At 65.5% G+C, this 20,730-nt stretch carries 18 protein-coding genes and 1 riboswitch; of the genes, 15 read left to right on the plus strand and 3 right to left on the minus strand.

The genetic code is table 11. The annotated features are described in order from the left end of the window. Positions 1-119: 119 nt before the first annotated feature. A riboswitch (glycine riboswitch) is annotated at positions 120-221 on the plus strand. A gap of 157 nt (positions 222-378) precedes the next feature. From gcvP to IWX64_RS12155, 6 genes are all read left to right on the plus strand, one after another. Next, entirely contained in the window at positions 379-3,219 is a 2,841-nt protein-coding gene (gene gcvP, locus IWX64_RS12130) for an aminomethyl-transferring glycine dehydrogenase (protein WP_196867382.1), read from the plus strand. Positions 3,220-3,298: 79 nt separating this feature from the next. Continuing rightward, positions 3,299-4,405: a glycine cleavage system aminomethyltransferase GcvT gene (gcvT, locus tag IWX64_RS12135; protein WP_196867383.1), complete on the plus strand. Its 1,107-nt coding sequence runs from the start codon at positions 3,299-3,301 to the stop codon at positions 4,403-4,405. 34 nt (positions 4,406-4,439) lie between these two features. After that, positions 4,440-4,823, plus strand: coding sequence for a glycine cleavage system protein GcvH (gcvH, locus tag IWX64_RS12140; protein ID WP_196867384.1), 384 nt, complete (start codon positions 4,440-4,442; stop codon positions 4,821-4,823). Beyond that, the gene (gene glyA, locus IWX64_RS12145; protein WP_334683272.1) at positions 4,820-6,148 is read left to right on the plus strand and encodes a serine hydroxymethyltransferase; all 1,329 of its coding nucleotides are present in this window, start codon (positions 4,820-4,822) and stop codon (positions 6,146-6,148) included. The genes gcvH and glyA overlap by 4 nt, the downstream gene beginning before the upstream one ends. Before the next feature lie 8 nt (positions 6,149-6,156). Continuing rightward, positions 6,157-7,530 (plus strand): L-serine ammonia-lyase, encoded by a 1,374-nt coding sequence (locus tag IWX64_RS12150; protein WP_196867385.1) that lies wholly within the window; start codon positions 6,157-6,159, stop codon positions 7,528-7,530. Between the two features lie 3 nt (positions 7,531-7,533). Then, positions 7,534-8,352: a methylenetetrahydrofolate reductase gene (locus tag IWX64_RS12155; RefSeq protein ID WP_196867386.1), complete on the plus strand. Its 819-nt coding sequence runs from the start codon at positions 7,534-7,536 to the stop codon at positions 8,350-8,352. Between the two features lie 67 nt (positions 8,353-8,419). On the opposite strand, the gene IWX64_RS12160 is transcribed toward IWX64_RS12155, so the two are convergent. Together IWX64_RS12160 and IWX64_RS12165 are read right to left on the minus strand one after the other, a co-directional pair. Continuing rightward, entirely contained in the window at positions 8,420-9,589 is a 1,170-nt protein-coding gene (locus IWX64_RS12160) for an RtcB family protein (protein ID WP_196867387.1), read from the minus strand. A 68-nt stretch (positions 9,590-9,657) separates the two neighbouring features. Then, complete coding sequence (locus tag IWX64_RS12165; RefSeq protein ID WP_196867388.1) at positions 9,658-9,822, minus strand: hypothetical protein; 165 nt, start codon at positions 9,820-9,822, stop codon at positions 9,658-9,660. A gap of 178 nt (positions 9,823-10,000) precedes the next feature. On the opposite strand from IWX64_RS12165, the gene IWX64_RS12170 reads away from it, so the two are divergent. After that, entirely contained in the window at positions 10,001-11,683 is a 1,683-nt protein-coding gene (locus IWX64_RS12170) for an ABC-F family ATP-binding cassette domain-containing protein (RefSeq protein ID WP_196867389.1), read from the plus strand. 15 nt (positions 11,684-11,698) lie between these two features. On the opposite strand, the gene IWX64_RS12175 is transcribed toward IWX64_RS12170, so the two are convergent. Further along, positions 11,699-12,082: a toxin-antitoxin system YwqK family antitoxin gene (locus tag IWX64_RS12175; protein WP_196867390.1), complete on the minus strand. Its 384-nt coding sequence runs from the start codon at positions 12,080-12,082 to the stop codon at positions 11,699-11,701. A gap of 85 nt (positions 12,083-12,167) precedes the next feature. Between IWX64_RS12175 and IWX64_RS12180 the strand changes: the two genes are divergently transcribed. The 8 genes from IWX64_RS12180 to IWX64_RS12215 all read left to right on the plus strand — a co-directional run bounded on the left by IWX64_RS12180 (position 12,168) and on the right by IWX64_RS12215 (position 20,640). Further along, positions 12,168-13,340, plus strand: coding sequence for an MFS transporter (locus IWX64_RS12180; protein WP_196867403.1), 1,173 nt, complete (start codon positions 12,168-12,170; stop codon positions 13,338-13,340). A 98-nt stretch (positions 13,341-13,438) separates the two neighbouring features. Beyond that, positions 13,439-14,431 carry an ATP-binding cassette domain-containing protein gene (locus IWX64_RS12185; RefSeq protein ID WP_196867391.1) on the plus strand — a complete coding sequence of 331 codons (993 nt, stop codon included), beginning with the start codon at positions 13,439-13,441 and terminating at the stop codon, positions 14,429-14,431. Next, positions 14,428-15,264, plus strand: coding sequence for an ABC transporter permease (locus IWX64_RS12190; RefSeq protein ID WP_196867392.1), 837 nt, complete (start codon positions 14,428-14,430; stop codon positions 15,262-15,264). The genes IWX64_RS12185 and IWX64_RS12190 overlap by 4 nt, the downstream gene beginning before the upstream one ends. 233 nt (positions 15,265-15,497) lie before the next feature. Next, complete coding sequence (locus IWX64_RS12195) at positions 15,498-16,445, plus strand: ABC transporter ATP-binding protein (protein WP_196867393.1); 948 nt, start codon at positions 15,498-15,500, stop codon at positions 16,443-16,445. A gap of 2 nt (positions 16,446-16,447) precedes the next feature. Further along, positions 16,448-17,311, plus strand: coding sequence for an ABC transporter permease subunit (locus IWX64_RS12200; protein ID WP_196867394.1), 864 nt, complete (start codon positions 16,448-16,450; stop codon positions 17,309-17,311). 35 nt (positions 17,312-17,346) lie between these two features. Further along, entirely contained in the window at positions 17,347-18,624 is a 1,278-nt protein-coding gene (locus IWX64_RS12205; RefSeq protein ID WP_196867395.1) for a sensor histidine kinase, read from the plus strand. A gap of 79 nt (positions 18,625-18,703) precedes the next feature. Next, a complete protein-coding gene (locus tag IWX64_RS12210; protein ID WP_442859055.1) occupies positions 18,704-19,339 on the plus strand; it encodes a response regulator in 636 nt (211 codons plus the stop codon). Between the two features lie 20 nt (positions 19,340-19,359). Then, positions 19,360-20,640, plus strand: a complete 1,281-nt coding sequence (locus tag IWX64_RS12215) for a M18 family aminopeptidase (protein ID WP_196867396.1) — start codon at positions 19,360-19,362, stop codon at positions 20,638-20,640. Positions 20,641-20,730: the final 90 nt, after the last annotated feature.

Raw genomic sequence — 20,730 nt, forward strand, 5'->3', positions numbered from 1 at the left:
AGAGAGATGTTCACCCCGGATGTCCGGGTTGCTCACCGAATCACACGTGCGGCGGCTTTTGGCACTGACGCATACCGCCTAGTAAGCTGGGTCACGATTCTCGATAATTTCATAGCCTTCGATCTGCAGCGGGAGAGTACTTCCGTAGACCACACTCCGGCAGGCGCCGTAGGAGCAAATCCTCCCCAGGAATCTCTCAGGCCCAGTACCGCTGCGGCTAGGCAACTCTGGAAAGCAGGCGGGCCCTCGGGTCCACCTCACCGACGGTGCAAGCAGGCATGGAGTCCTGCGGAATCTCTCAGGTCCCATACAGAGCGGGGAGGAACTCACCATCGTCCGGACAGTCGCCTACGCCCGGACCCCATCAAGGGAGTTCCCATGACCGCTCAGCCCCTCACCGAATCGACCTTCGCCGACCGCCATATCGGCCCGCGCTCAACCGACGCAGCGCAGATGCTCACCATGCTCGGCTACCCTAGCCTCGACAAGCTGGTGGAGGTTGCGGTACCAGCCAACATCCGCTCCGCCGAGGCCCTGAACCTGCCAGCCGCCCTCAGCGAAACCCAGGTTCTGGCCCAGCTGCGCGAAATCGCTGGCAGAAACACCACTGCCGTCCAGATGATCGGGCAGGGCTACTTCGACACCGTGACGCCACCGGTGATCCGCCGGAACGTCCTTGAGGCCCCCGCCTGGTACACCGCCTACACCCCTTACCAGCCGGAAATCTCCCAGGGCCGGCTGGAGGCACTCCTGAACTTCCAGACCATGGTCCAGGAGCTCACCGCCCTGCCCATCGCGAACGCCTCCCTCCTTGACGAAGCCTCAGCCGTCGCCGAAGCCGTCCTGTTGATGCGCCGGTCCGGAAAGAACAAGGGCAAGACCGTGCTCGACGCCGACTGCCTCCCGCAGACAATCGCCGTCGTCCGCGGCCGCGCCGAAGCCCTCGGATTCGAGGTGGAGATCGCCGACCTCGCACAGGGGCTCCCCGACGGGGACATCAACGGCGTCGTCCTCCAGCAGCCCGGTGCGTCAGGCGCCCTCCGCGACCACCGCTCGCTCATCACCGCAGCTCACGACAAGGGTGCGCTGGTCACGGTGGCAGCCGACCTGCTCGCGCTCACCCTCATCACGCCCCCGGGGGAGCAGGACGCCGACATTGCCGTTGGATCCGCCCAGCGGTTCGGTGTCCCACTCTTCTTCGGCGGCCCACACGCGGCCTACATGGCGGTGCGCAAGGGCCTCGAACGGATGCTTCCCGGGCGGTTGGTGGGAGTGTCCAAGGATGCCGACGGCGCCCCCGCCTACCGCCTCGCACTCCAGACCCGTGAGCAGCACATCCGGCGCGAGAAGGCCACCTCCAACATCTGCACCGCCCAGGCACTGCTGGCCATCGTCGCCAGCATGTACGCGGTCTATCACGGCCCCGACGGGTTGAGGGCAATCGCCCAGCGGGTCCATGGACACGCCGCGACGCTGGCAGCAACCCTTACGGGTGCCGTGACTGTGGTCCACTCCGACTTCTTCGACACGCTGCTGCTGAACGTGCCCGGCAAGGCGCGGGACTTCCAGTCCAAGGCGGAGTCGGCGGGCATCAACCTGCGGTTCGTCGACGAGGACCACCTGGGCGTCTCGTGCGACGAGACCACCACCGAGGAGCACCTGGCGACGCTGGCCAGTGTCTTCGGCGTCGGCCAGGTCCTGGATCCGGAATCCGGCTCTGCCGAGCTTCCCTCCGATCTGGTCCGGACCTCGTCCTACCTGACCCACCCGGTCTTCTCCAGCCACCGCTCCGAAACGCAGCTCCTGCGTTACCTTCGGCGGCTCTCCGACAAGGACCTGGCGCTGGACCGCACCATGATCCCGCTGGGATCGTGCACCATGAAGCTGAACGCAACAGTGGAAATGGAGCCGATCTCCTGGCCGGAGTTCGCGACTATCCACCCCTTCGCCCCCGAGCACCAGACCGAGGGATGGCGCTGGCTGATTGAGGATCTTGAGGACAAGCTAGCGGAGATCACCGGGTACGCCAAGGTCTCCATTCAGCCCAACGCAGGGTCGCAGGGTGAACTGGCTGGCCTGCTCGCCATCCGTGGCTACCACCGGTCCCGTGGTGACCAGGACCGCAACATCTGCCTGATCCCCTCCTCGGCCCACGGCACCAACGCCGCATCGGCGGTGCTGGCCGGAATGAAGGTGGTGGTGGTCAAGACCGCAGACAACGGCAACATCGACCACGACGACCTCACAGCGAAAATCGCGCAGCACGGCGAGCAGCTCTCGGCGATCATGATCACCTACCCATCCACCCACGGTGTGTTCGAGGAAGATGTCCGCTGGGTGTGCGGCCAGGTGCACGACGCCGGCGGCCAGGTCTACATCGACGGGGCCAACCTCAACGCACTGGTGGGCCTCGCGAAGCCAGGTGAGTTCGGTGGCGACGTGTCGCACCTGAATCTTCACAAGACCTTCTGCATCCCCCACGGCGGCGGTGGACCCGGCGTCGGCCCGGTCGCTGTCGCTGCCCACCTGGCACCGTTCCTGCCCGGAGACGCAGCGGAACAGGGTGCGGGAGCCGAGGGCGTCCCGATCTCTGCTTCGCGGTACGGATCCGCCGGCGTACTGCCCATCTCCTGGGCGTACGTCGCGCTGATGGGAGCCGAAGGGCTCACCTCGGCCACCGGCCACGCCCTCCTGGCAGCCAACTATGTCGCGGCCCGCCTCACCGAGCACTTCCCCCTGCTCTACTCGGGGGAGAAGGGCCTGGTAGCGCACGAGTGCATCCTCGACCTGCGGCACCTGACCGCTGCCACCGGGGTTACCGCCGAAGACGTCGCGAAGCGGCTCATCGACTACGGATTCCACGCACCGACGCTCAGCTTCCCGGTCGCGGGCACTTTGATGGTGGAGCCTACCGAGTCCGAGGATATCGGCGAGCTGGATCGTTTCATTGAGGCGATGATCGCCATCAAGGGTGAAATCGACGAGGTGCAGGCCGGAAAGTACACGCTGGAGCAGAGCCCCCTGCGCCAGGCGCCGCACACCGCCTTCGCACTGATCAGTGACAGCTGGGAGCAGGCGTACCCCCGCGAGCTGGCCGCCTACCCGGTGCGCACGCTTAAGCACAACAAGTATTTCCCCCCGGTCCGACGGATCGATGGCGCGCACGGCGACCGTAACCTGGTGTGCTCCTGCCCGCCCATCGAGGCCTTCGAAGACTAAGGTCCGTCCCCGTCCGGCCGCCGGCCGGACGGGTTGAGTCCAGCGCACTACCGGAAGCGCACCACCGGAAGGATCCCCCATGACCAAGCAGACAGCCCTGTACGCCGAACACGAGGTGCTCGGCGCCAGTTTCACCGACTTCGGCGGGTGGCAGATGCCCCTGAAGTACCGCAGCGAGCTCGAAGAACACCACACCGTCCGCCGCGCCGCAGGACTCTTTGACCTTTCCCACATGGGTGAGGTCTGGGTTGCCGGACCGCAGGCTGCTGAGTTTCTGAACTATGCCCTGGTGGGCAACCTCGCCGCCATCGCCGTCGGGAAGGCCAAGTACTCGCTGATCTGCACCGAGGACGGCGGTGTGATTGATGATCTGATCGTTTACCGCCGCGCCGATGACCGGTACCTCGTGGTCCCCAACGCCAGCAACGCCGACACCGTTGCCGCAGCCCTGCAGGAGCGGGCGGTCAACTTTGACGTAGCGGTGGACGACGAGTCGGAGAACACGGCCCTGATCGCCGTCCAGGGCCCCGCAGCCGAGGCGATCCTGCTCGACATCGCCGCGGACTCCTCACGCCAGCTCATTACCGAGCTGAAGTACTACGCAGCCGTCGAGGTGGAACTGGCGGGGCTGCAGGTTCTCCTGGCCCGCACCGGTTACACGGGCGAGGACGGCTTTGAGCTGTTCATCGGCAACGCCGAGGCGGTCCAGCTCTGGAAAGCCGTCGCCGCGGCAGGCGCGCAGCACCAGCTCGCCCCCTGCGGACTCGCGTCACGCGACTCGCTGCGCCTCGAGGCCGGAATGCCCCTCTACGGGAACGAGCTGGGGTTGGATACCAACCCCTTCGAGGCGGGCCTCGGTGGGGTAGTCAGTCTCAAGAAGGCCGACAATTTCGTTGGCCGGTCGGTGCTGGAGCCCCTCAAGGAGGCCACGCTGGAGCGGAAGCTGGTCGGTCTGCAGGGCGGTGGTCGACGGTCGGCTCGCGCCGGATACAACGTCGTTGTCGACGGAGCAGTCGTCGGAACGGTCACGTCCGGGCTTCCCAGCCCCACCCTCGGCTACCCCGTGGCGATGGCCTATGTGAACGCCGCGCTGGCTGAGCCGGGCACCGAGGTCCAGGTGGACCTCCGGGGGAAGCCCGAGCCATTCACCGTGGTTGCGACGCCCTTCTACCGCCGTCAAAAGTAGCCGATCCTACATAACCCGAAAGGCATATACCCACGTGAGCATCATTAAGTCAGCTCTCCGCTACTCAGCCGAGCATGAATGGATCGACACCGCAGAGACCGGTCCAGCCACCATCGGCGTCTCCGCCATCGCCACCGACGCGCTGGGCGACGTCGTCTATGTCAGCCTTCCGGACGTGGGCGACGCCGTCACCGCCGGCGAGAGTTGCGGTGAGGTCGAGTCGACCAAATCGGTGTCCGATCTCTACGCCCCGGTGACAGGGGTGGTGACCGAGATCAACCAGGAAGCCATCGACAACCCCGGGATCCTGAACGAGGATCCCTACGGTGCCGGTTGGCTGTTCAAGGTGGATGTCGCCAGCGAGGGCCCGCTCCTCACGGCCGAGGAATATGCCCAGAAGAACGGCATCGACGCATGAGCGCCGACACCGGGCTGACCACCGTGGGACACCTGAACGCGGCACTGGCCGACCTTGACCCCGAGGTTGCGCGCGGAATCGACGCCGAACTGAACCGGCAGCGCAACGGCCTGGAAATGATCGCCTCGGAGAACCACACTCCGGTGGCAGTCATGCAGGCGCAGGGTTCGGTGCTGACCAACAAATACGCCGAAGGCTATCCCGGACGCCGCTACTACGGTGGGTGCGAGCACGTCGATGTGCTGGAACAGCTGGCAATCGACCGCGTCAAGGACCTTTTCGGAGCCGGGTACGCGAACGTTCAGCCACACTCCGGCGCGCAGGCCAATGCCGCCGTCATGCACGCGTTGATCAAACCGGGCGACACCATCATGGGCCTGAACCTCGCCCACGGTGGCCACCTGACCCACGGTATGCGGATCAATTTCTCCGGCCGTCTGTACAACGTGGTGCCCTACCAGGTGCGTCCCGATGACCACCGGGTGGACATGGACGACGTCGAACGGCTGGCGCGCGAGCACAAGCCACAGCTGATCGTGGCTGGATGGTCCGCCTACGCACGGCAGCTCGACTTTGCCCGGTTCCGCAGTATCGCCGACGAGGTGGGCGCCTATCTGATGGTCGACATGGCCCATTTCGCCGGTCTGGTAGCCGCCGGGCTGCATCCCAGCCCCGTGCAGCATGCCCACGTCACCACCTCCACCACGCACAAGACCCTCGCCGGTCCCCGGGGTGGCATCATTCTCAGCAACGACGCCGACATCGCTAAGAAGATTAACTCGGCGGTATTCCCGGGCCAGCAGGGTGGACCGCTGGAGCACGTGATCGCAGGCAAGGCAGTGGCCTTCAGGATCGCGGCCTCGGCTGAATTCCGGGAACGCCAGGAACGTGTGCTTGAGGGCGCACGGATCCTCGCCGATCGGCTCGCCCAGCCGGACGTCGCCCAGCGCGGGATCTCGGTAGTCAGCGGAGGCACCGATGTGCACCTGGTGCTGGTCGACCTGCGGGACTGCGACCTGGATGGACAGCAGGCGGAGGATCGGCTGGCGCAGATCGACATCACCGTCAACCGCAACGCCGTGCCGTTCGATCCTCGTCCCCCGATGGTCACCTCGGGACTGCGCATCGGCACGCCAGCGCTCGCCAGCCGGGGGTTCGAAGCAGCGGCGTTCACCCGGGTGGCGGACATCATCGCCGAAGCACTGATCGCACCGGCCGACGCCGACCTCACCCCGCTGGCCCAGCGGGTGGAAGCACTCGCCGCAGAGCACCCGCTGTACGCCGATGTCGTGCCACTCGGTGCGGGCACCCAGAACCACAGTTAAGGAACCCCATGCCCATCAGTGCGTTTGACCTGTTCAAAATAGGGATCGGCCCTTCCAGCTCCCACACCGGGGGGCCGATGAAGGCGGCATTCCTGTATACCGAACTGGTGGCGCACCGGGGACTGGTCGACTCAGTGCACCGGGTGGAGGTGGAACTGTTCGGCTCACTCGGGGTGACCGGCCACGGCCACGGCACTATCAAGGCGGTCATCCTGGGGCTGGAGGGCGAGCAACCGCACCTGGTAGACCCCGTAGCGGCCGGGCCCCGCGTCGATGAGGTGGCTCAGACCCGCCGCCTGCGGTTCGCCGGCCACCGCGAGATCGATTTCGATCCGGACGTCGACCTGATCATGCACCGGCGGAAGCGGCTCGACTTCCATACCAACGGCATGCGGTTTCACGCCTACGACGCCGATGGCGCCGAACTCCTGGCGAGGGATTACTTCTCAGTGGGGGGCGGCTTCATCCTCGACGAGGATCAGATCGGGGCCGACCCAGCAGCCGAAGCGACAGTACCGGTGCAGCATCCCTTCAACACGGGGGCGCAGCTGCTCGAAATTTGCGCTGCCACCGGGAAGTCCTTTTCCGAAATTGTGATGGCTAACGAACTGTCGTGGCGCTCTGACGCCGACGTGCGCGCCGGATTGCTGGAAATCTGGGATGTCATGCAAGACACCATCCGCCGCGGGTCCACCACCGACGGGATCCTGCCGGGCGGCCTGGAAGTGCGGCGCCGTGCCGCCACCCAGCTGCGGCTGCAGCAGAAGGCCGAGGACCCCAACGACAAGCTGAGCACCATGGAATGGGTGACCCTGTTTGCGCTCGCCGTGAACGAGGAGAACGCAGCCGGTGGCCGGGTCGTGACGGCGCCGACCAACGGTGCCGCAGGCATCATTCCCGCGGTACTGAAGTATTACGTCGACTTCGTTCCAGGAGCCGACGACGACGGCGTCGTCCGGTTCCTCCTCGCGGCGACCGCTGTGGGCGGGTTGTTCAAACAGAACGCTTCCATCTCGGGAGCGGAGGTGGGCTGCCAGGGCGAGGTGGGATCCGCGTGCGCAATGGCGGCCGGTGCGCTCGCCGAGGTCCTTGGTGGGACGCCCGAACAGGTGGAGAACGCCGCCGAGATCGGCATCGAACACAACCTGGGCCTCACCTGCGACCCCGTTGGTGGTCTGGTGCAGATACCGTGCATCGAGCGGAACGCCGTCGGCGCCATGAAGGCGATCACCGCCGCCCGGATGGCGGTCCGCGGCGACGGCAAGCACCACGTCTCCCTCGACGTCGCCATCAAGACGATGCGGGACACCGGGGCGGACATGATGGACAAGTACAAGGAAACCGCCCGGGGCGGGCTTGCCCTGAACGTGGTGGAGTGCTGAACCATGGCTGACCATCCGGGGTCCCTGCCACTTCGGGTCGAGATCATTCCGGCTCCCGGGATCGTCGAAGCGCTCCGGGAGCACCTGCCGGCCCCGGCGGTCGTGACAATCACCTGCCTCCCGCACCACGGGGCGGAAGAGACGATCGATCTGGCGGTGCGGCTTGCAGACCTCGGCTATCGGGCGGTCCCGCATCTCCCGGCACGGTCCCTCAGCTCGCGCGGGCAGCTCACCGGCTTCCTCACCAGGCTGCGGGCGGCGGGTGTCAGCGACATCTTCGTCATTGCCGGTGACGGCGATGAGGCGGCCGGACCCTACGCCTTCAGTGGCGCACTGATGGCCGACATTGCATCACTGGGCGGGGGATGGTTTGCCCTGGGGGCGGCCGCCTATCCAGAGGGTCGGCCCGGCGCGTCACCGCCGGAGCTCACAGACCTGCTCCTGGCGAAACAGGACCTGTGCTCCTGGGCGGTCACCCAACTCTGCTTCTCCGGACCCCTGCTTTCCACTTACCTGACGGAGTTACGCGCCGCGGGCGTCTCGCTACCCGTCTGGGCCGGAGTGCCCGGCGCCGTCCGACGCGCCCGTCTGATCTCCCTCGCAGCCCGGATCGGGGTGGGCCCGTCGCTCCGGTTCGCCCAGCGGTCCCTGTCGGGGGAGCAGGGCGGATCGTTGGTCCGCAGCGTCCTGACGCCGTCGTCGTACGACCCGGCACCCCTGATGCGCTCCGTCGGGGACTCGGGCGGGTTCGCTGGCCTCCACGTGTACAGCTTCAACGATGTTCAGTCGGTCGCCCGCACCTTCGGCACTGGCTCAGCGTAAAAACTGCCCCAAGGATCAGGATTGCCGGTTGCTAGCGGCAATCCTGACCCCCGGGGCCGGTAATGTCCTAGTCGCCCTTCACATTGACGATCTGGCGAAGCGTATGGCGGATACTGACCATGTTGGCGGCGTCCGCCATCACCACATCGATGTCCTTGTACGCGGCGGGGATTTCGTCGATGAACGCAGCGGTGTCGCGGTACTCAATCCCCGACATGGCGGTCCGGAGCTGCTCGTGCGTGAACGTCCTGCGCGCCGCGGACCGACTGTATTCCCGGCCCGCGCCGTGCGGCGCCGAGTTTAACGACGGCGCAAAGCCCAGGCCCTCCACGACGTAGGAGGCGGTCCCCATCGACCCCGGAATCAGGCCAGCCTTCCCGGTGGACGCCTCGATGGCACCCTTCCGGCTCAGCCATACGTCTTTGCCGTAGTGGCGCTCCCGTGCGGTGTAGTTGTGATGGCAGTTGATCCGCTCTTGCTCCCGCACCACGTCGCCCGTCCAGGCGGCAAAGCAGGCCACCACGCGGTCCATCATTTCCTCGCGGTTGAGGAGGGCGAAGTTCTGGGCCCACCGCAGCTGGTCAATGTACTCCTGGAACTCCGGATCGCCCTCCACCAGGTAGGCGAGGTCATCGTGGGGGAGCTTGATGAACCTTTTCCGGCACTGCTCAAGGGCAACCCGGATGTGGTGCTGGGCGATCTTGTTCCCCACGCCGCGCGAGCCGCTGTGCAGGAACAGCCAGACGTCGTCGTTCTCGTCGACGCTCACCTCGATGAAATGGTTGCCCGACCCGAGGGTACCCAGCTGCAGGGCCCACTTTGTCACGTAGGTGGCCGGGTCGAATCCCGCGCTGTCTGCCTCGGCGCTGAGCTGCTCGATCCGCGGTGCGGCGGTCGCCACGATTGAGGTGTTGTTATTGCCAGCGGAGAGGGGGATGCTGCGCTCGATGGCCCTGCGCAGCGTCTTGCGGTCCAGCTCCCCAAGGTCACCGTGGCTGAACTGGGTCCGGACGGCGATCATGCCGCAGCCGATGTCCACGCCGACGGCGGCCGGGATAATGGCTCCGATGGTTGGGATCACCGAACCGACCGCCGCGCCGAGGCCAAGGTGTGCATCGGGCATGCTGGCCAGGTGTGGGTAGATGAAGGGCATGCCGGAAGTCATGAGGTTCTGGGCGCGGGTCTTCGAATCGAGGACGCTCGCAAAGTTGATGTAGGTCTTGCTCACCATTTCCATTACTGGAGAGTAACACTAGTGATTGGCAACTCCCAATCACTAGTGTTACAACGGGGCGAGAAAGCAGCTCAGGCGGCCTCAACGCTTCGGAGCCAGCGATCCAGATCCCGTGGCCGGGTGAACCGGAGCACCGGAACGCCGTCGTCAATCAGACGCTGGATGCGCGCCCGTTTTCGAGGGAAGCTCTTGAAGTGCCAGACGAGGATGGAATCCCGGGCGATCGCCCTGCGCACGGATTCGCGGTTCCCGTTGCGCCCGCGTAGCGGTGTGCGGCGGTGGACTTCCCCGATCCGGTGACGCCGTAGAAGAGCACCCGCTGCGGGGTACCCGGCGAAGCTGCTGTGGTCACCGGTTCATCTTGCCATAGGGGTGTTGGAGGCCGGGTTTGCCCCCTGATGACAGACTTGAGCCGTGGCTCATCTAGACGTTTCCAACATTGACTACTTCCTGTCCGACGGCCGGCAGCTGCTGAACGCCGTCAGTTTCAAGGTCGGTGACGGGCACAAGACAGCGCTGATCGGCCCGAACGGCACCGGCAAGACCACCCTGCTGCGCATCATCGCCGGGGATGTCACCGCCGACGAGGGCGCCGTCACCCGTTCAGGCAACATGGGCATCATGCGCCAGTTCGTTGGCCAGGTGAGGGACGAGACGACGGTCCGGGACCTCCTGGTCTCCGCTGCGCCGCCCGCGCTCGCCAAAGCGGCCCAGGCCGTCGACGACGCCGAGCTGGCCATGATGGAGAACGACGACGAACCCACCCAGATGCGGTACGCGCACGCCATCACTGAGTGGGGCGATGCCGGCGGTTATGAGCTGGAAACCACGTGGGACGAAGTGACGATGGCCGCGCTCGGGGTGCCCTACGCGCGGGCGCAGTACCGTGCGTCGTCGTCGTTGTCGGGTGGTGAGCAGAAACGGTTGGTGCTGGAGGCCCTCTTCTCCGGGCCGGATGAACTGCTGCTCCTCGACGAACCCGACAACTACCTCGACGTGCCCGGCAAACGCTGGCTTGAGGCGAAGCTGAACGAGTCGAAGAAGTCAGTGCTGTTCGTCAGCCACGACCGGGAACTGCTGGCCAACGCCGCCACCCGCATCATCACCCTTGAACCGGGAGCACTCGGGGCGTCCAGCTGGATCCACGGCGGTGGCTTCGAAACCTACCTGCAGGCCCGCACCGACCGGAACCTCAGGTTCGAGGAACTCCGCCGCCGGTGGGACGAGGAGCATCTCAAGCTCAAGGAACTCGTCAACATGTACAAGAACAAGGCGGCGTTCCGGTCCGACATGGCCAACCGCTACCACGCAGCCCAGACCCGGTTGGCGAAGTTCCTTGAGGCCGGCCCGCCGGAAGCGATCCCCCTTGAGCAGAACGTCTCCATGCGGCTCAAGGGCGGCCGGACCGCGAAACGGGCGGTGGTCGCCCAGAAGCTGGAACTGACCGGGCTGATGAAGCCGTTCAGCACCGAAATCTGGTTCGGTGACCGGGTGGGGGTGCTCGGCGCCAATGGCTCGGGCAAGTCCCATTTCCTGCGACTCCTGGCCAGCGGTGGCACCGATCCGGAGAAGGAACACGAGCCGGTGTCCGAGGTCAGCATTGCACCGGTGCCGCACGAGGGAACCGTGAAGCTCGGTGCCAGGATCAGGCCCGGCTTCTTCGCCCAGACCCATGTCCGCCCCGACCTTCTGGGCCGGACCCTCCTGGATATCCTGCACCGCGGCGACGATCATCGTTCGGGCCTGCCGCGGGAAGCGGCCTCCGGCGTCCTGGACAGGTACGGCCTGGCCGGTCAGGCGGAGCAATTGTATGACTCCCTGTCGGGCGGTCAGCAGGCTCGGCTGCAGATCCTGCTGCTGGAACTATCCGGCGCCACGCTGTTGCTGCTTGACGAGCCCACCGACAACCTCGACCTGCATTCAGCAGAGGCGCTGGAGAAGGCAATCGATGCTTTCGAGGGCACTGTCCTCGCGGTCACCCACGACCGGTGGTTTGCCCGCAGCTTTGACCGGTTCATGGTTTTCGGCTCGGACGGCAAGGTGTACGAGTCGGAGGAACCGGTCTGGGATGAGGGGCGGGTGCAGCGGAGCCGCTGACGGCGGCCCGCAGACCTAGCGGTACATCTTCCTCCTGGTCTCGACCCCATCAGGGCCGTAGGTTACCCATTCGCCGGTCTTCTTGCCTTTGCTGTACCACCCGTGATCGAGTATGGCGCCGGTGCTGTGATAGCGCTGCCACTCGCCGTCCTGAACCCCGTCGACGAACGCGCCGTGCTGCAGGAACCCGCCGCCGTCGCGCTGCCATTCCCAGTACCCGTCCGGTTCGCCGTCCCGGTATAAGCCCTCCGCTTTCAGCTGGCCTGTCCTGAAGTAAAACCGCCACGGACCCTGCCGCATTCCGTTGCCATAGGAGCCCTCGCCGGAAAGGGTTCCATCCTTGAAGAGTTCGGTCCCGGGGCCGTCCGGCGGTGTGTGGGTGCTGGGGTCGGTCGACATGTGTCCCAGCCTACGTCGGTGCGTGTAGACCGTCCCGAACAATTGCGCATACGGTTTACAGGTGCAAACCAATGTGACACCAGCAATGTGGGCTACCTTCGCCGTTTTCGGCCTGAACGGTCTGGTCTTTGCCAGCTGGGCCGCCCGCATCCCTGCCGCGTCCTCAACGCTCGGTCTCAGCGACGGCCAAACCGGTTCCCTCCTGTTGGCGGCGGCCGCCGGTTCGGTGCTCGCGCTGCCGCTGGCAGGAAGTATCGCCGGTCGCGTAGGGGTTGCGAACACGGTCCGGATCGGCGGGGTGGCGTCAGCAATCGCCGCCGTGACCATCGCCGGCGGATTGGCGACGGCGTCGGTCCCGCTTACCGCGCTCGGACTGTTCCTGTTCGGCGTCGGCGTGGCCCTGTGGGATGTCGCCCAGAACATCGAGGGAGCCGACGTCGAGCACCGCCTCCGCCGTACCATCATGCCCAAGTTCCATGCAGCGTTCAGCGGTGGAGCTTTCGCGGGTGCAATGGTGGGTGCTGGGCTGTCAGCGCTCGGCGTCGACCTGTCCTACCACCTGCTGGGCGTCGCCTCCGTCGTGATCCTGGTGTCCCTGTGGGTGCCCCGCTACTTCCTGCCGGAGATTTCCCACGCCGATTCCCACCCTGACGCTCCTCAGCCTGGCCGCTTCGCCGCCTGGCTGGAGCCGCGGACACTGCTGATCGGGCTGGTGGTTCTTGGCGCCGGATTGACCGAGGGCGCCGCGAACGACTGGGTGGCCAAGGCCACCGTGGACGGGCTGGAGTCCAGCGAGGCCACGGGCGCGGTCATGTTCGGGGTCTTCGTCGCGGCGATGACCCTGTTCCGGTTTGTCGGCGGCGGGCTGATCGACCGGTACGGCCGGGTGCGGGTGCTGCAGGTCAGCCTCGGGTCTTCCCTGGTGGGCCTGCTGATCTTCGTGTTCGCTCCCACTGTGCCGCTCGCCGGCGTCGGTGCGGTGCTCTGGGGTGCCGGCGCGGCCCTTGGCTTCCCCATGGGAATGTCCGCCGCGGCTGACGAACCCCGCCACGCCGCGGCCCGGGTGTCGGTGGTTTCGACCATCGGGTACACGGCGTTCCTGGCCGGCCCACCCCTGCTCGGGTTTCTGGGGGACCAGGTCGGAATCCGCAATGCCCTGCTGGTGGTGGGTGTTGCGGTGCTCGCCTCCTTCCTGGTGGCACCGGCCGCCGCCGAACGCCAGAATAACGCCGACCGGCCGGCCACACCCGTTCCCTGACAGTCGTTATGTTAAGAATGTCCTCCTCCGATTTGCACGAGGTCAAAAGCTGTCCTGAATGAGTACTTGTCCGGACGCTTAAACCCTAAGCTTGGACGATGACAATCATTGAGGCCAGGGGTCTGAAGAAGACCTACAAATCGAAGAGCGGCCCCGTCCACGCGCTGGACGGGTTGGACCTGCTGGTGCCCCAGGGCACCGTCAAGGCGCTGCTCGGTCCCAACGGTGCAGGCAAGACCACCGTTGTGAAGGTCTTGACTACGCTGATCCAGCCCACCGAGGGCACCGCATTTGTCGATGGCATCGACGTGCTCGCCAACCCCCGGGCGGCCCGACGGATTATCGGGGCATCCGGACAGTACGCCGCGGTTGACGAAAACCTGACCGGGTTTGAGAATCTGGAAATGGTGGGACGGCTGTACCACCTGGGCGCCAAAACCGCGAGGCGTCGCGCCCAGGAACTGATCGACCAGTTTGAGCTCACCGAGGCCGGGAACCGTCCGGTGAAGGGTTTCTCCGGCGGTATGCGCCGGCGGATCGACCTTGCGGGGGCACTGGTGATCAACCCGAAGATTCTCTTCCTGGATGAGCCCACCACCGGACTCGACCCACGGAGCCGGTTGGCCCTCTGGGAGATCATCAAGAACCTGGTCAGCGACGGCACCACCCTTTTGCTCACCACCCAGTACCTGGAGGAGGCCGACCATCTGGCCGACGACATCGCCGTGATCGACGGCGGAAAGGTGATCGCCGAGGGCACGTCCGACCAGCTGAAGGCCCGGATTGGTGGGCACCGCGTGGTGGTGGCGCTGGTTGACGAGGCCGACGCCGGCTCTGCCCGCGAGATCCTCGCCCGCCACGGTGAAGGCGAAGCCAGGGTTTCGGCTGATCGGCGCAGTGTTGAGGTGGCCGTCACCGAGGGGCCGCGTGCCCTGCAATACATCCTGGCGGATCTTGGACAGGCGGGAGTGGGGTTGCACGACGCCGGCATGCGCCGGCCCACCCTTGACGACGTGTTCCTCAAACTGACCGGTCACACCGCCGAGAACGAGCAGGACGCCGAGAATTCCGAGATGGAGAAAGCCAAATGAGTGTCCTCACCAAGCAGACCACCTATGAGAGCGTCGGTACGCCGGCGGGACAGCTGCTCTCGGACGGGTGGATCGCTACCCGCCGCAACCTGATCAAGATCAAGCGGGTACCGGAGATCCTGGTCTTCACCATCCTGCAGCCGATCATGTTCGTGTTGCTGTTCAGCCAGGTCTACGGCGGAGCGATGAACGTCTCCGACTACACCAACTTCCTGATGGCTGGCATTTTCGCGCAGACGGTCATTTTCGGATCCACCTTTTCCGGCGCCGCGATGGCACAGGACCTCAAGGACGGCATCATTGACCGGTTCCGTACCTTGCCGATGAGCCCGGCGGCGGTGCTGATCGGCCGCACCAACGGCGACCTCGTCATCAACAGCATTTCGATGCTGATCATGATGGGCACCGGCTGGATTGTGGGCTGGCGGGTCACCACGTCGGTGTGGGGTTTCCTGGGAGGTGTCGCCATCCTGCTGCTGTTCAGCTACTCGTTCAGCTGGGTGATGGCCCTGCTGGGAATGAGCGTCAGGAGCCCCGAGGTCATCAACAACGCGTCCTTCATGATCTTGTTCCCCCTCACCTTCATCTCGAACGCCTTCGTCCCCATCCACACCATGCCCGAGGTGCTGAAGAACATCGCGGAATGGAACCCGGTCTCCGCCCTGGTCGAGTCGGCCCGGCAGCTGTTCGGGAACACCAACCCGGACTTCCCGGAGCCCACCGCGTGGACCCTGCAGAATCCGTTCATCACGATCTTCATCGGTATTGTCCTGATGCTGCTGATCTTCGTTCCACTGTGCATCAGGAAGTTCGAGTCCATCAGCTCGCGCTAGCCCCGCGAGCACACAGAAGCGGCCCAAAGGGTCAGGGTGGCCGGTTGCAACCGGCGAGCCTGGCCCTGAGGGCCGTTTCTGCGTCGGGGACCAGGCGCGGGACTCATCCAAAAGGTGTACCCGGCGGAATCAAACATCATCCCAAGGGGCGGCGAGCCCGGACGCCAACCTCCGTAGGCTTGAGGCAGGCCCAGTATTGACCGGGCAACCGAAGCAATATTAAGGACGCAGCCATGATTGAGGCACACGGCCTGGCAAAGCGCTATGGCTCCAAGACAGCAGTGGACAACGTTTCGTTCACTGTCCACCCCGGCAAGGTGACCGGGTTCCTCGGCCCCAACGGTGCCGGGAAGTCCACCACCATGCGCATGATCGTCGGGCTGGACAACCCCACGGCCGGCAACGTCACCGTCAACGGCAGGCGCTACGCCGAACACCGCGCGCCGTTGCGTGAAGTGGGAGCCCTCCTCGACGCGAAAGCCGTCCACACCAAACGCAGCGCCTACAACCACCTCCGGGCCATGGCCGCGACGCACGGCATCCCCAACTCCAGGGTCAAAGAGGTCATCGAAATGACCGGACTCGGTCCGGTCGCGAAGAAGCGGGTCGGCGGTTTCTCCCTCGGCATGGGGCAGCGCCTCGGCATCGCCTGCGCCCTCCTGGGCGACCCTCACACCGTGATCCTCGATGAGCCGGTCAACGGGCTGGACCCCGAGGGTGTGCAGTGGGTTCGCCACCTCGCGAAGGGTCTCGCCTCCGAAGGAAGGACGGTATTCCTGTCCTCACACCTGATGTCGGAAATGGCATTGACCGCCGACCATCTGATCGTGATCGGGCGCGGCCGAATCATCGCCGACGCCCCCATTGAACAGATCCTCTCGGGCCAGGGACAGTCCCGTACCCGGGTCCGCACCGACAACCCGGGCGATCTGATCCGTGCGCTGGCCGGCGACGGCGTCACTTCGAAGCAACTGGAACCTGAAATGCTCGAAATCACCGGCGCGGACTCCCACCGCATCGCTCGGACCGCCCTGGATAACCGGGTGCTGGTCTACGAGCTCACACCGTTGCAGGCATCCCTCGAAGAGGCCTACATGCAGCTCACCAACGATTCAGTTGAGTACCACTCGGCTGACCTCCCGCAGGCAACCCAGGCCGCCAGGGTCGGGGAAGGAAAATAGCCATGTCTCATACAGCAGTCGCAACCCCCACCCGCAGTACCACCAGTGGGACGGGCGTGAATTTCACGCGGATCCTGAAGTCGGAATGGATCAAACTGGTCACGGTCCCATCCACCGTCATCATGCTGTCCATCACGGTGATCGTGATGATTGGCCTGGCAGCCCTCTTTGCCTGGCAGACGACAGTTTTGCTTGATCTGCAGGGAGACCCGGAGATGGCAGCCCAGATGCAGGGCGCCCCGGACGCGACGTCAATCACCAACACCATCCCCGGCTCCGGTCTGATCTTTGGCCAATTGCTGATTGCGTCGCTCGGAGTTGTCCTGATCGCGTCAGAATGGGGCACCGGGATGATCCGGTCCACCATGGTGGCGGTGCCAAAACGTATCCCAGCCCTTCTGGCCAAGCAGGCCGTGTTTGCGGTGGTCGCCTTCGTTGTTGGTGCCGGTTCAGCCCTGGTCAGCTATCTCATCGCCCAGCCGATCCTGTCCCCGTCAGAACTCGAGTTCGGACTCGGTGACGAGGGTGTGTTGATGCACATCATCAACACCGGTTCGGTGCTCGCCCTGATGGCCATCATCGCGATGTCGATCGGCACCCTGCTCCGCAACACTGCTGGAGGCGTGGTCACCGCGATCGGCCTACTGCTGATCCTGCCAATCCTGGTTGCCACATTGCTGGCCGGGATCGCCGACTGGATTCCCGACGCCGCCCGCTTCCTTCCCAGCAGCGCCGGCGAGCAGATGATAGCGATCACCATTGCCGACGGAGCCCTGAACCAGTGGCAGGGTGCCCTCGTTCTCGGCGGCTGGGCCCTGGTGCTCCTGGTGGTTTCCCTGGTGGTCACCAAGCGGCGGGACGTGTAACCAGCGGGCCCACGACCGACCGATAAGCTCACTCAATGAGTGAAAAAGTCTTGGTGGAGGGGGCGACGGAGCGAACGGCCGCCGCCTCCTTCACTGAGCTCAATGCACGACGGCTAGGTCCATTCAGACGCTATTTCCGGAGCCACCCGCGGGTCACCGACGCGCTGGTGGTGGTCCTTTACCTCGCCGCCAGCCTGCCACAGGCGATCGTCGGAACAGTGGTGGCCGATCGATGGCTGGCCTTGATCCCCGTCGTTGCAGCAGGGGTCGTCCTCTTGTGGCGCAGGGACCGCCCGCTGATTGTCCTGGGCATTTTGATGGGGCTCGAATGGATGAGCCTCATGGCCTCCGACGGTGAGGCAAGTGTTGGGTTCGGTGTCTGGTTTGCCCTGTACGCTGTGGCCGTCAGGCATCCATTCCGCAGCGCCCTCTGGGCGCTGGCCGGAGCAGCACTGCTGACGATCACTCCCCTCTGGTTTGTCGACGCCCTGTTTGTCGACGAGGCGCCATACCTCATCTGGATCGTGACCGGCTTTGTCCTCATGTGGTATTTCCTTGCAATCGGATTTGGGGTTACCACCCGCAAGGATCGGGAACATGAAATAGCGCTCCGAGACTGGGCTATCCGCAACGCCGAACTGGCATCCGCCACCGAGCGCAACCGCATTGCCCGGGAGATGCACGACGTCGTGGCGCACTCCCTGTCAGTGATGATCGCCCTCTCCGACGGGGCCGCCGTCGTGATGAAGCGCGACCAGGACCGCGCCCGCGAGGTTCTTGACGAACTGTCGGCCAGCGGCCGGACCGCCCTCGCCGATATGCGCAGGGTGCTGGGTGTCCTGCGGGCCGGCCCCGATTCGGCACCCCGGGAACCCTTGCCAGCCGCAGGTTCCCTCGCCACCCTGCTCGACGGGTTCCGGGCGGCGGGGCTGCCCATCCGGTTGGGGCTATCAGGGCCCGGGCTGCCCGAAAATCCGACCTTCCAGTTGACCGTCTACCGGATCATTCAGGAGTCCCTGACCAATGTGCTGCGCTACGGGAAAGGCGTCACCATCGTCAACGTTGCCATTTCCCGGACCGGCACGCTGGTGAGGGTAAGGATCACTGACGACGGCTGGGGTGGCATGGGGGCCGTGATGTCGGTGGGCACCGGCCAGGGGATCACCGGGATGCAGGAGCGCGCGTCGATCTACTCGGGCACCGTTGACTGCGGACCCGGCGCCGACGGCGGCTGGATCGTTGATGCGCGACTGATCATCCCGGAGGACCGGGAACCCACGAGCAGGGAAGCAGACAGTGTCAGAAGCACCTGAACACATCATCACAGACGGTCACCGGGACACCAGCGGCACCCTTCGGGTGCTGCTGGTGGATGATCAGCCGCTGCTGCGGATGGGATTCCGTCTCATCCTGGAAGGAGAGGACGGCCTCGTCATTGTCGGGGAAGCCTCCAACGGGGCGGAGGGGGTGCGGATGGCCGCCGCGCTGAAACCCGACGTCGTCCTGATGGATGTCAGGATGCCGATCATGGATGGGATCGAAGCGACCCGCCTGATCACCGGATCGGGCTCTTGTTCCCGCATCATCATCCTCACCACCTTCGACCTCGACGAGTACGCGTTTGCCGGCCTCCAGGCCGGCGCCTCGGCGTTCCTGCTCAAGGATGTTGGCCCCGATGAACTGGTGCACGCCGTGCGGGTGGTTGCCAGTGGGGACGCCGTGGTGGCCCCGCGGGTGACGCGCCGCCTGCTGGAAACCTATGTCCGGTCCCTGCCTCCGCACGCGGCACGTCCGGCACCCGACCCGCTGTTGGACGACCTGACCCCGCGGGAACGTGAAGTGCTCGGGGCGATCGCCGAGGGGCTCTCCAACGCGGAGCTCGCCCAGAAGTTCTTCCTCTCCGAGGCCACCGTGAAGACTCACGTCCGGCGGATCTTCACCAAGCTGCACCTCCGGGACCGGGTACAGGCCGTCGTGTACGCCTATGAGTCGGGCCTGGTGGTTCCGAGCCAGGGGTTGGATTACTGAGCCTTGGTAGGCTCGGGTCCATGACTGCCCTTCAGCACATTACTGATCTCGGTGCCTACATCGGTGCCTCTCCGTCGAGTTTTCATGCCGCGGCCGAGGGCGCCGCCCGGCTGGAGGCCGCGGGGTTCGTGCGCTTGGAGGAAGCCGAGGCCTGGACCGCGCAGGCCGGTAAATATCTGGTGGTGCGCGACGGTGCACTGATCGCCTGGGTCACCCCGGCGGACGCGACCGCTGTGACCGGGTTCCACATCCTTGGCGCCCACACCGACTCACCGGGGTTCAAGCTCAAACCCAAGCCCACCACGGGGCGGCACGGCTGGCTGCAGGCCGGCGTCGAAGTTTACGGTGGCCCCCTACTCAACTCCTGGCTCGACCGGGAGTTGGCACTCGCCGGCCGACTGGTCACCCACGACGGGGCCGAGCACCTCGTCTCTACCCCACCCCTGCTGCGCTTCCCCCAGCTGGCAATCCACTTGGACCGCGCGGTCAATGACGGGCTCACCCTGGACAAGCAGCAGCACATGAACCCCGTCTGGGGGGTGGGCGACCCGCGTGACGCTGACCTTCTGGAACTCCTGGCCGACACCGCGGGCATTGCTGCCGACGACGTTGGCGGGTACGACGTCGTCGTCGCCGATACCCAGCCCGGCAGTATCTTCGGTGCGGACGACGCGTTCTTCGCCGCTGGCCGGTTGGACAACCTTTCCTCGGTACACGCTGGCCTGATGGCGCTGATTGCCGCCGGCGCGACGGCGTCTGCCGGCGGGCCGATCGCTGTGCTGGCCGCCTTCGATCACGAGGAAGTGGGCAGCGCCTCCCGGTCCGGCGCGAGCGGCCCGTTCCTCGAGGACGTGCTGCACCGGATTTCCGGCGGGCTCGGGGCAGACGCCGAGGAGCGACGGAGGGCGCTGGCCACATCGTTCTGCGTCTCGGCCGACGCCGGTCACGCGGTGCACCCCAACTACGCCGAACGCCATGATCCAGCCAACCGTCCTATCCTCGGCGGCGGGCCGTTGCTGAAGATCAACGCCAATCAGCGCTACACCACCGACGCCCCCGGTGCCGCCTACTGGGCGCGACTGTGCCGGGACGCGGAGGTGCCCTACCAGGAGTTCGTTTCGAACAACGTGATGCCGTGCGGGTCGACCATTGGCCCACTGACCGCCACCCGGTTGGGGATCCGGACCATCGACGTCGGCACGCCCCTGCTCTCAATGCATTCGGCCCGGGAACTGTGCTCACCGCTGGACCCCCACCGTCTGGCCACCGCAACCGAACTGTTCTTCAGTCTCCCCGCCTAGTGTAGCGTGTCGTTGGTTCCTTTGTGTCTGATCTTTGTCAGACTTGATCCATGGTTTATCTGGCGAGGGCTTTGGAATTGCGTGACGGGG

The organism is Arthrobacter sp. CAN_A212 (assembly GCF_015752345.1).
Taxonomy (GTDB): domain Bacteria; phylum Actinomycetota; class Actinomycetes; order Actinomycetales; family Micrococcaceae; genus Arthrobacter_D.

What these genes read in the sequence shown, in the direction of transcription:
- gcvP (WP_196867382.1), top strand. Translation starts at nt 379, where the DNA reads ATGACCGCTCAGCCCCTCACCGAATCGACCTTCGCCGACCGCCATATC.
- gcvT (WP_196867383.1), top strand. Translation starts at nt 3,299, where the DNA reads ATGACCAAGCAGACAGCCCTGTACGCCGAACACGAGGTGCTCGGCGCC.
- glyA (WP_334683272.1), top strand. Translation starts at nt 4,820, where the DNA reads ATGAGCGCCGACACCGGGCTGACCACCGTGGGACACCTGAACGCGGCA.
- IWX64_RS12150 (WP_196867385.1), top strand. Translation starts at nt 6,157, where the DNA reads ATGCCCATCAGTGCGTTTGACCTGTTCAAAATAGGGATCGGCCCTTCC.
- IWX64_RS12155 (WP_196867386.1), top strand. Translation starts at nt 7,534, where the DNA reads ATGGCTGACCATCCGGGGTCCCTGCCACTTCGGGTCGAGATCATTCCG.
- IWX64_RS12160 (WP_196867387.1), bottom strand. Translation starts at nt 9,589, where the DNA reads ATGGAAATGGTGAGCAAGACCTACATCAACTTTGCGAGCGTCCTCGAT.
- IWX64_RS12175 (WP_196867390.1), bottom strand. Translation starts at nt 12,082, where the DNA reads ATGTCGACCGACCCCAGCACCCACACACCGCCGGACGGCCCCGGGACC.
- IWX64_RS12180 (WP_196867403.1), top strand. Translation starts at nt 12,168, where the DNA reads ATGTGGGCTACCTTCGCCGTTTTCGGCCTGAACGGTCTGGTCTTTGCC.
- IWX64_RS12185 (WP_196867391.1), top strand. Translation starts at nt 13,439, where the DNA reads ATGACAATCATTGAGGCCAGGGGTCTGAAGAAGACCTACAAATCGAAG.
- IWX64_RS12190 (WP_196867392.1), top strand. Translation starts at nt 14,428, where the DNA reads ATGAGTGTCCTCACCAAGCAGACCACCTATGAGAGCGTCGGTACGCCG.
- IWX64_RS12195 (WP_196867393.1), top strand. Translation starts at nt 15,498, where the DNA reads ATGATTGAGGCACACGGCCTGGCAAAGCGCTATGGCTCCAAGACAGCA.
- IWX64_RS12200 (WP_196867394.1), top strand. Translation starts at nt 16,448, where the DNA reads ATGTCTCATACAGCAGTCGCAACCCCCACCCGCAGTACCACCAGTGGG.
- IWX64_RS12205 (WP_196867395.1), top strand. Translation starts at nt 17,347, where the DNA reads ATGAGTGAAAAAGTCTTGGTGGAGGGGGCGACGGAGCGAACGGCCGCC.
- IWX64_RS12210 (WP_442859055.1), top strand. Translation starts at nt 18,704, where the DNA reads ATGGGATTCCGTCTCATCCTGGAAGGAGAGGACGGCCTCGTCATTGTC.
- IWX64_RS12215 (WP_196867396.1), top strand. Translation starts at nt 19,360, where the DNA reads ATGACTGCCCTTCAGCACATTACTGATCTCGGTGCCTACATCGGTGCC.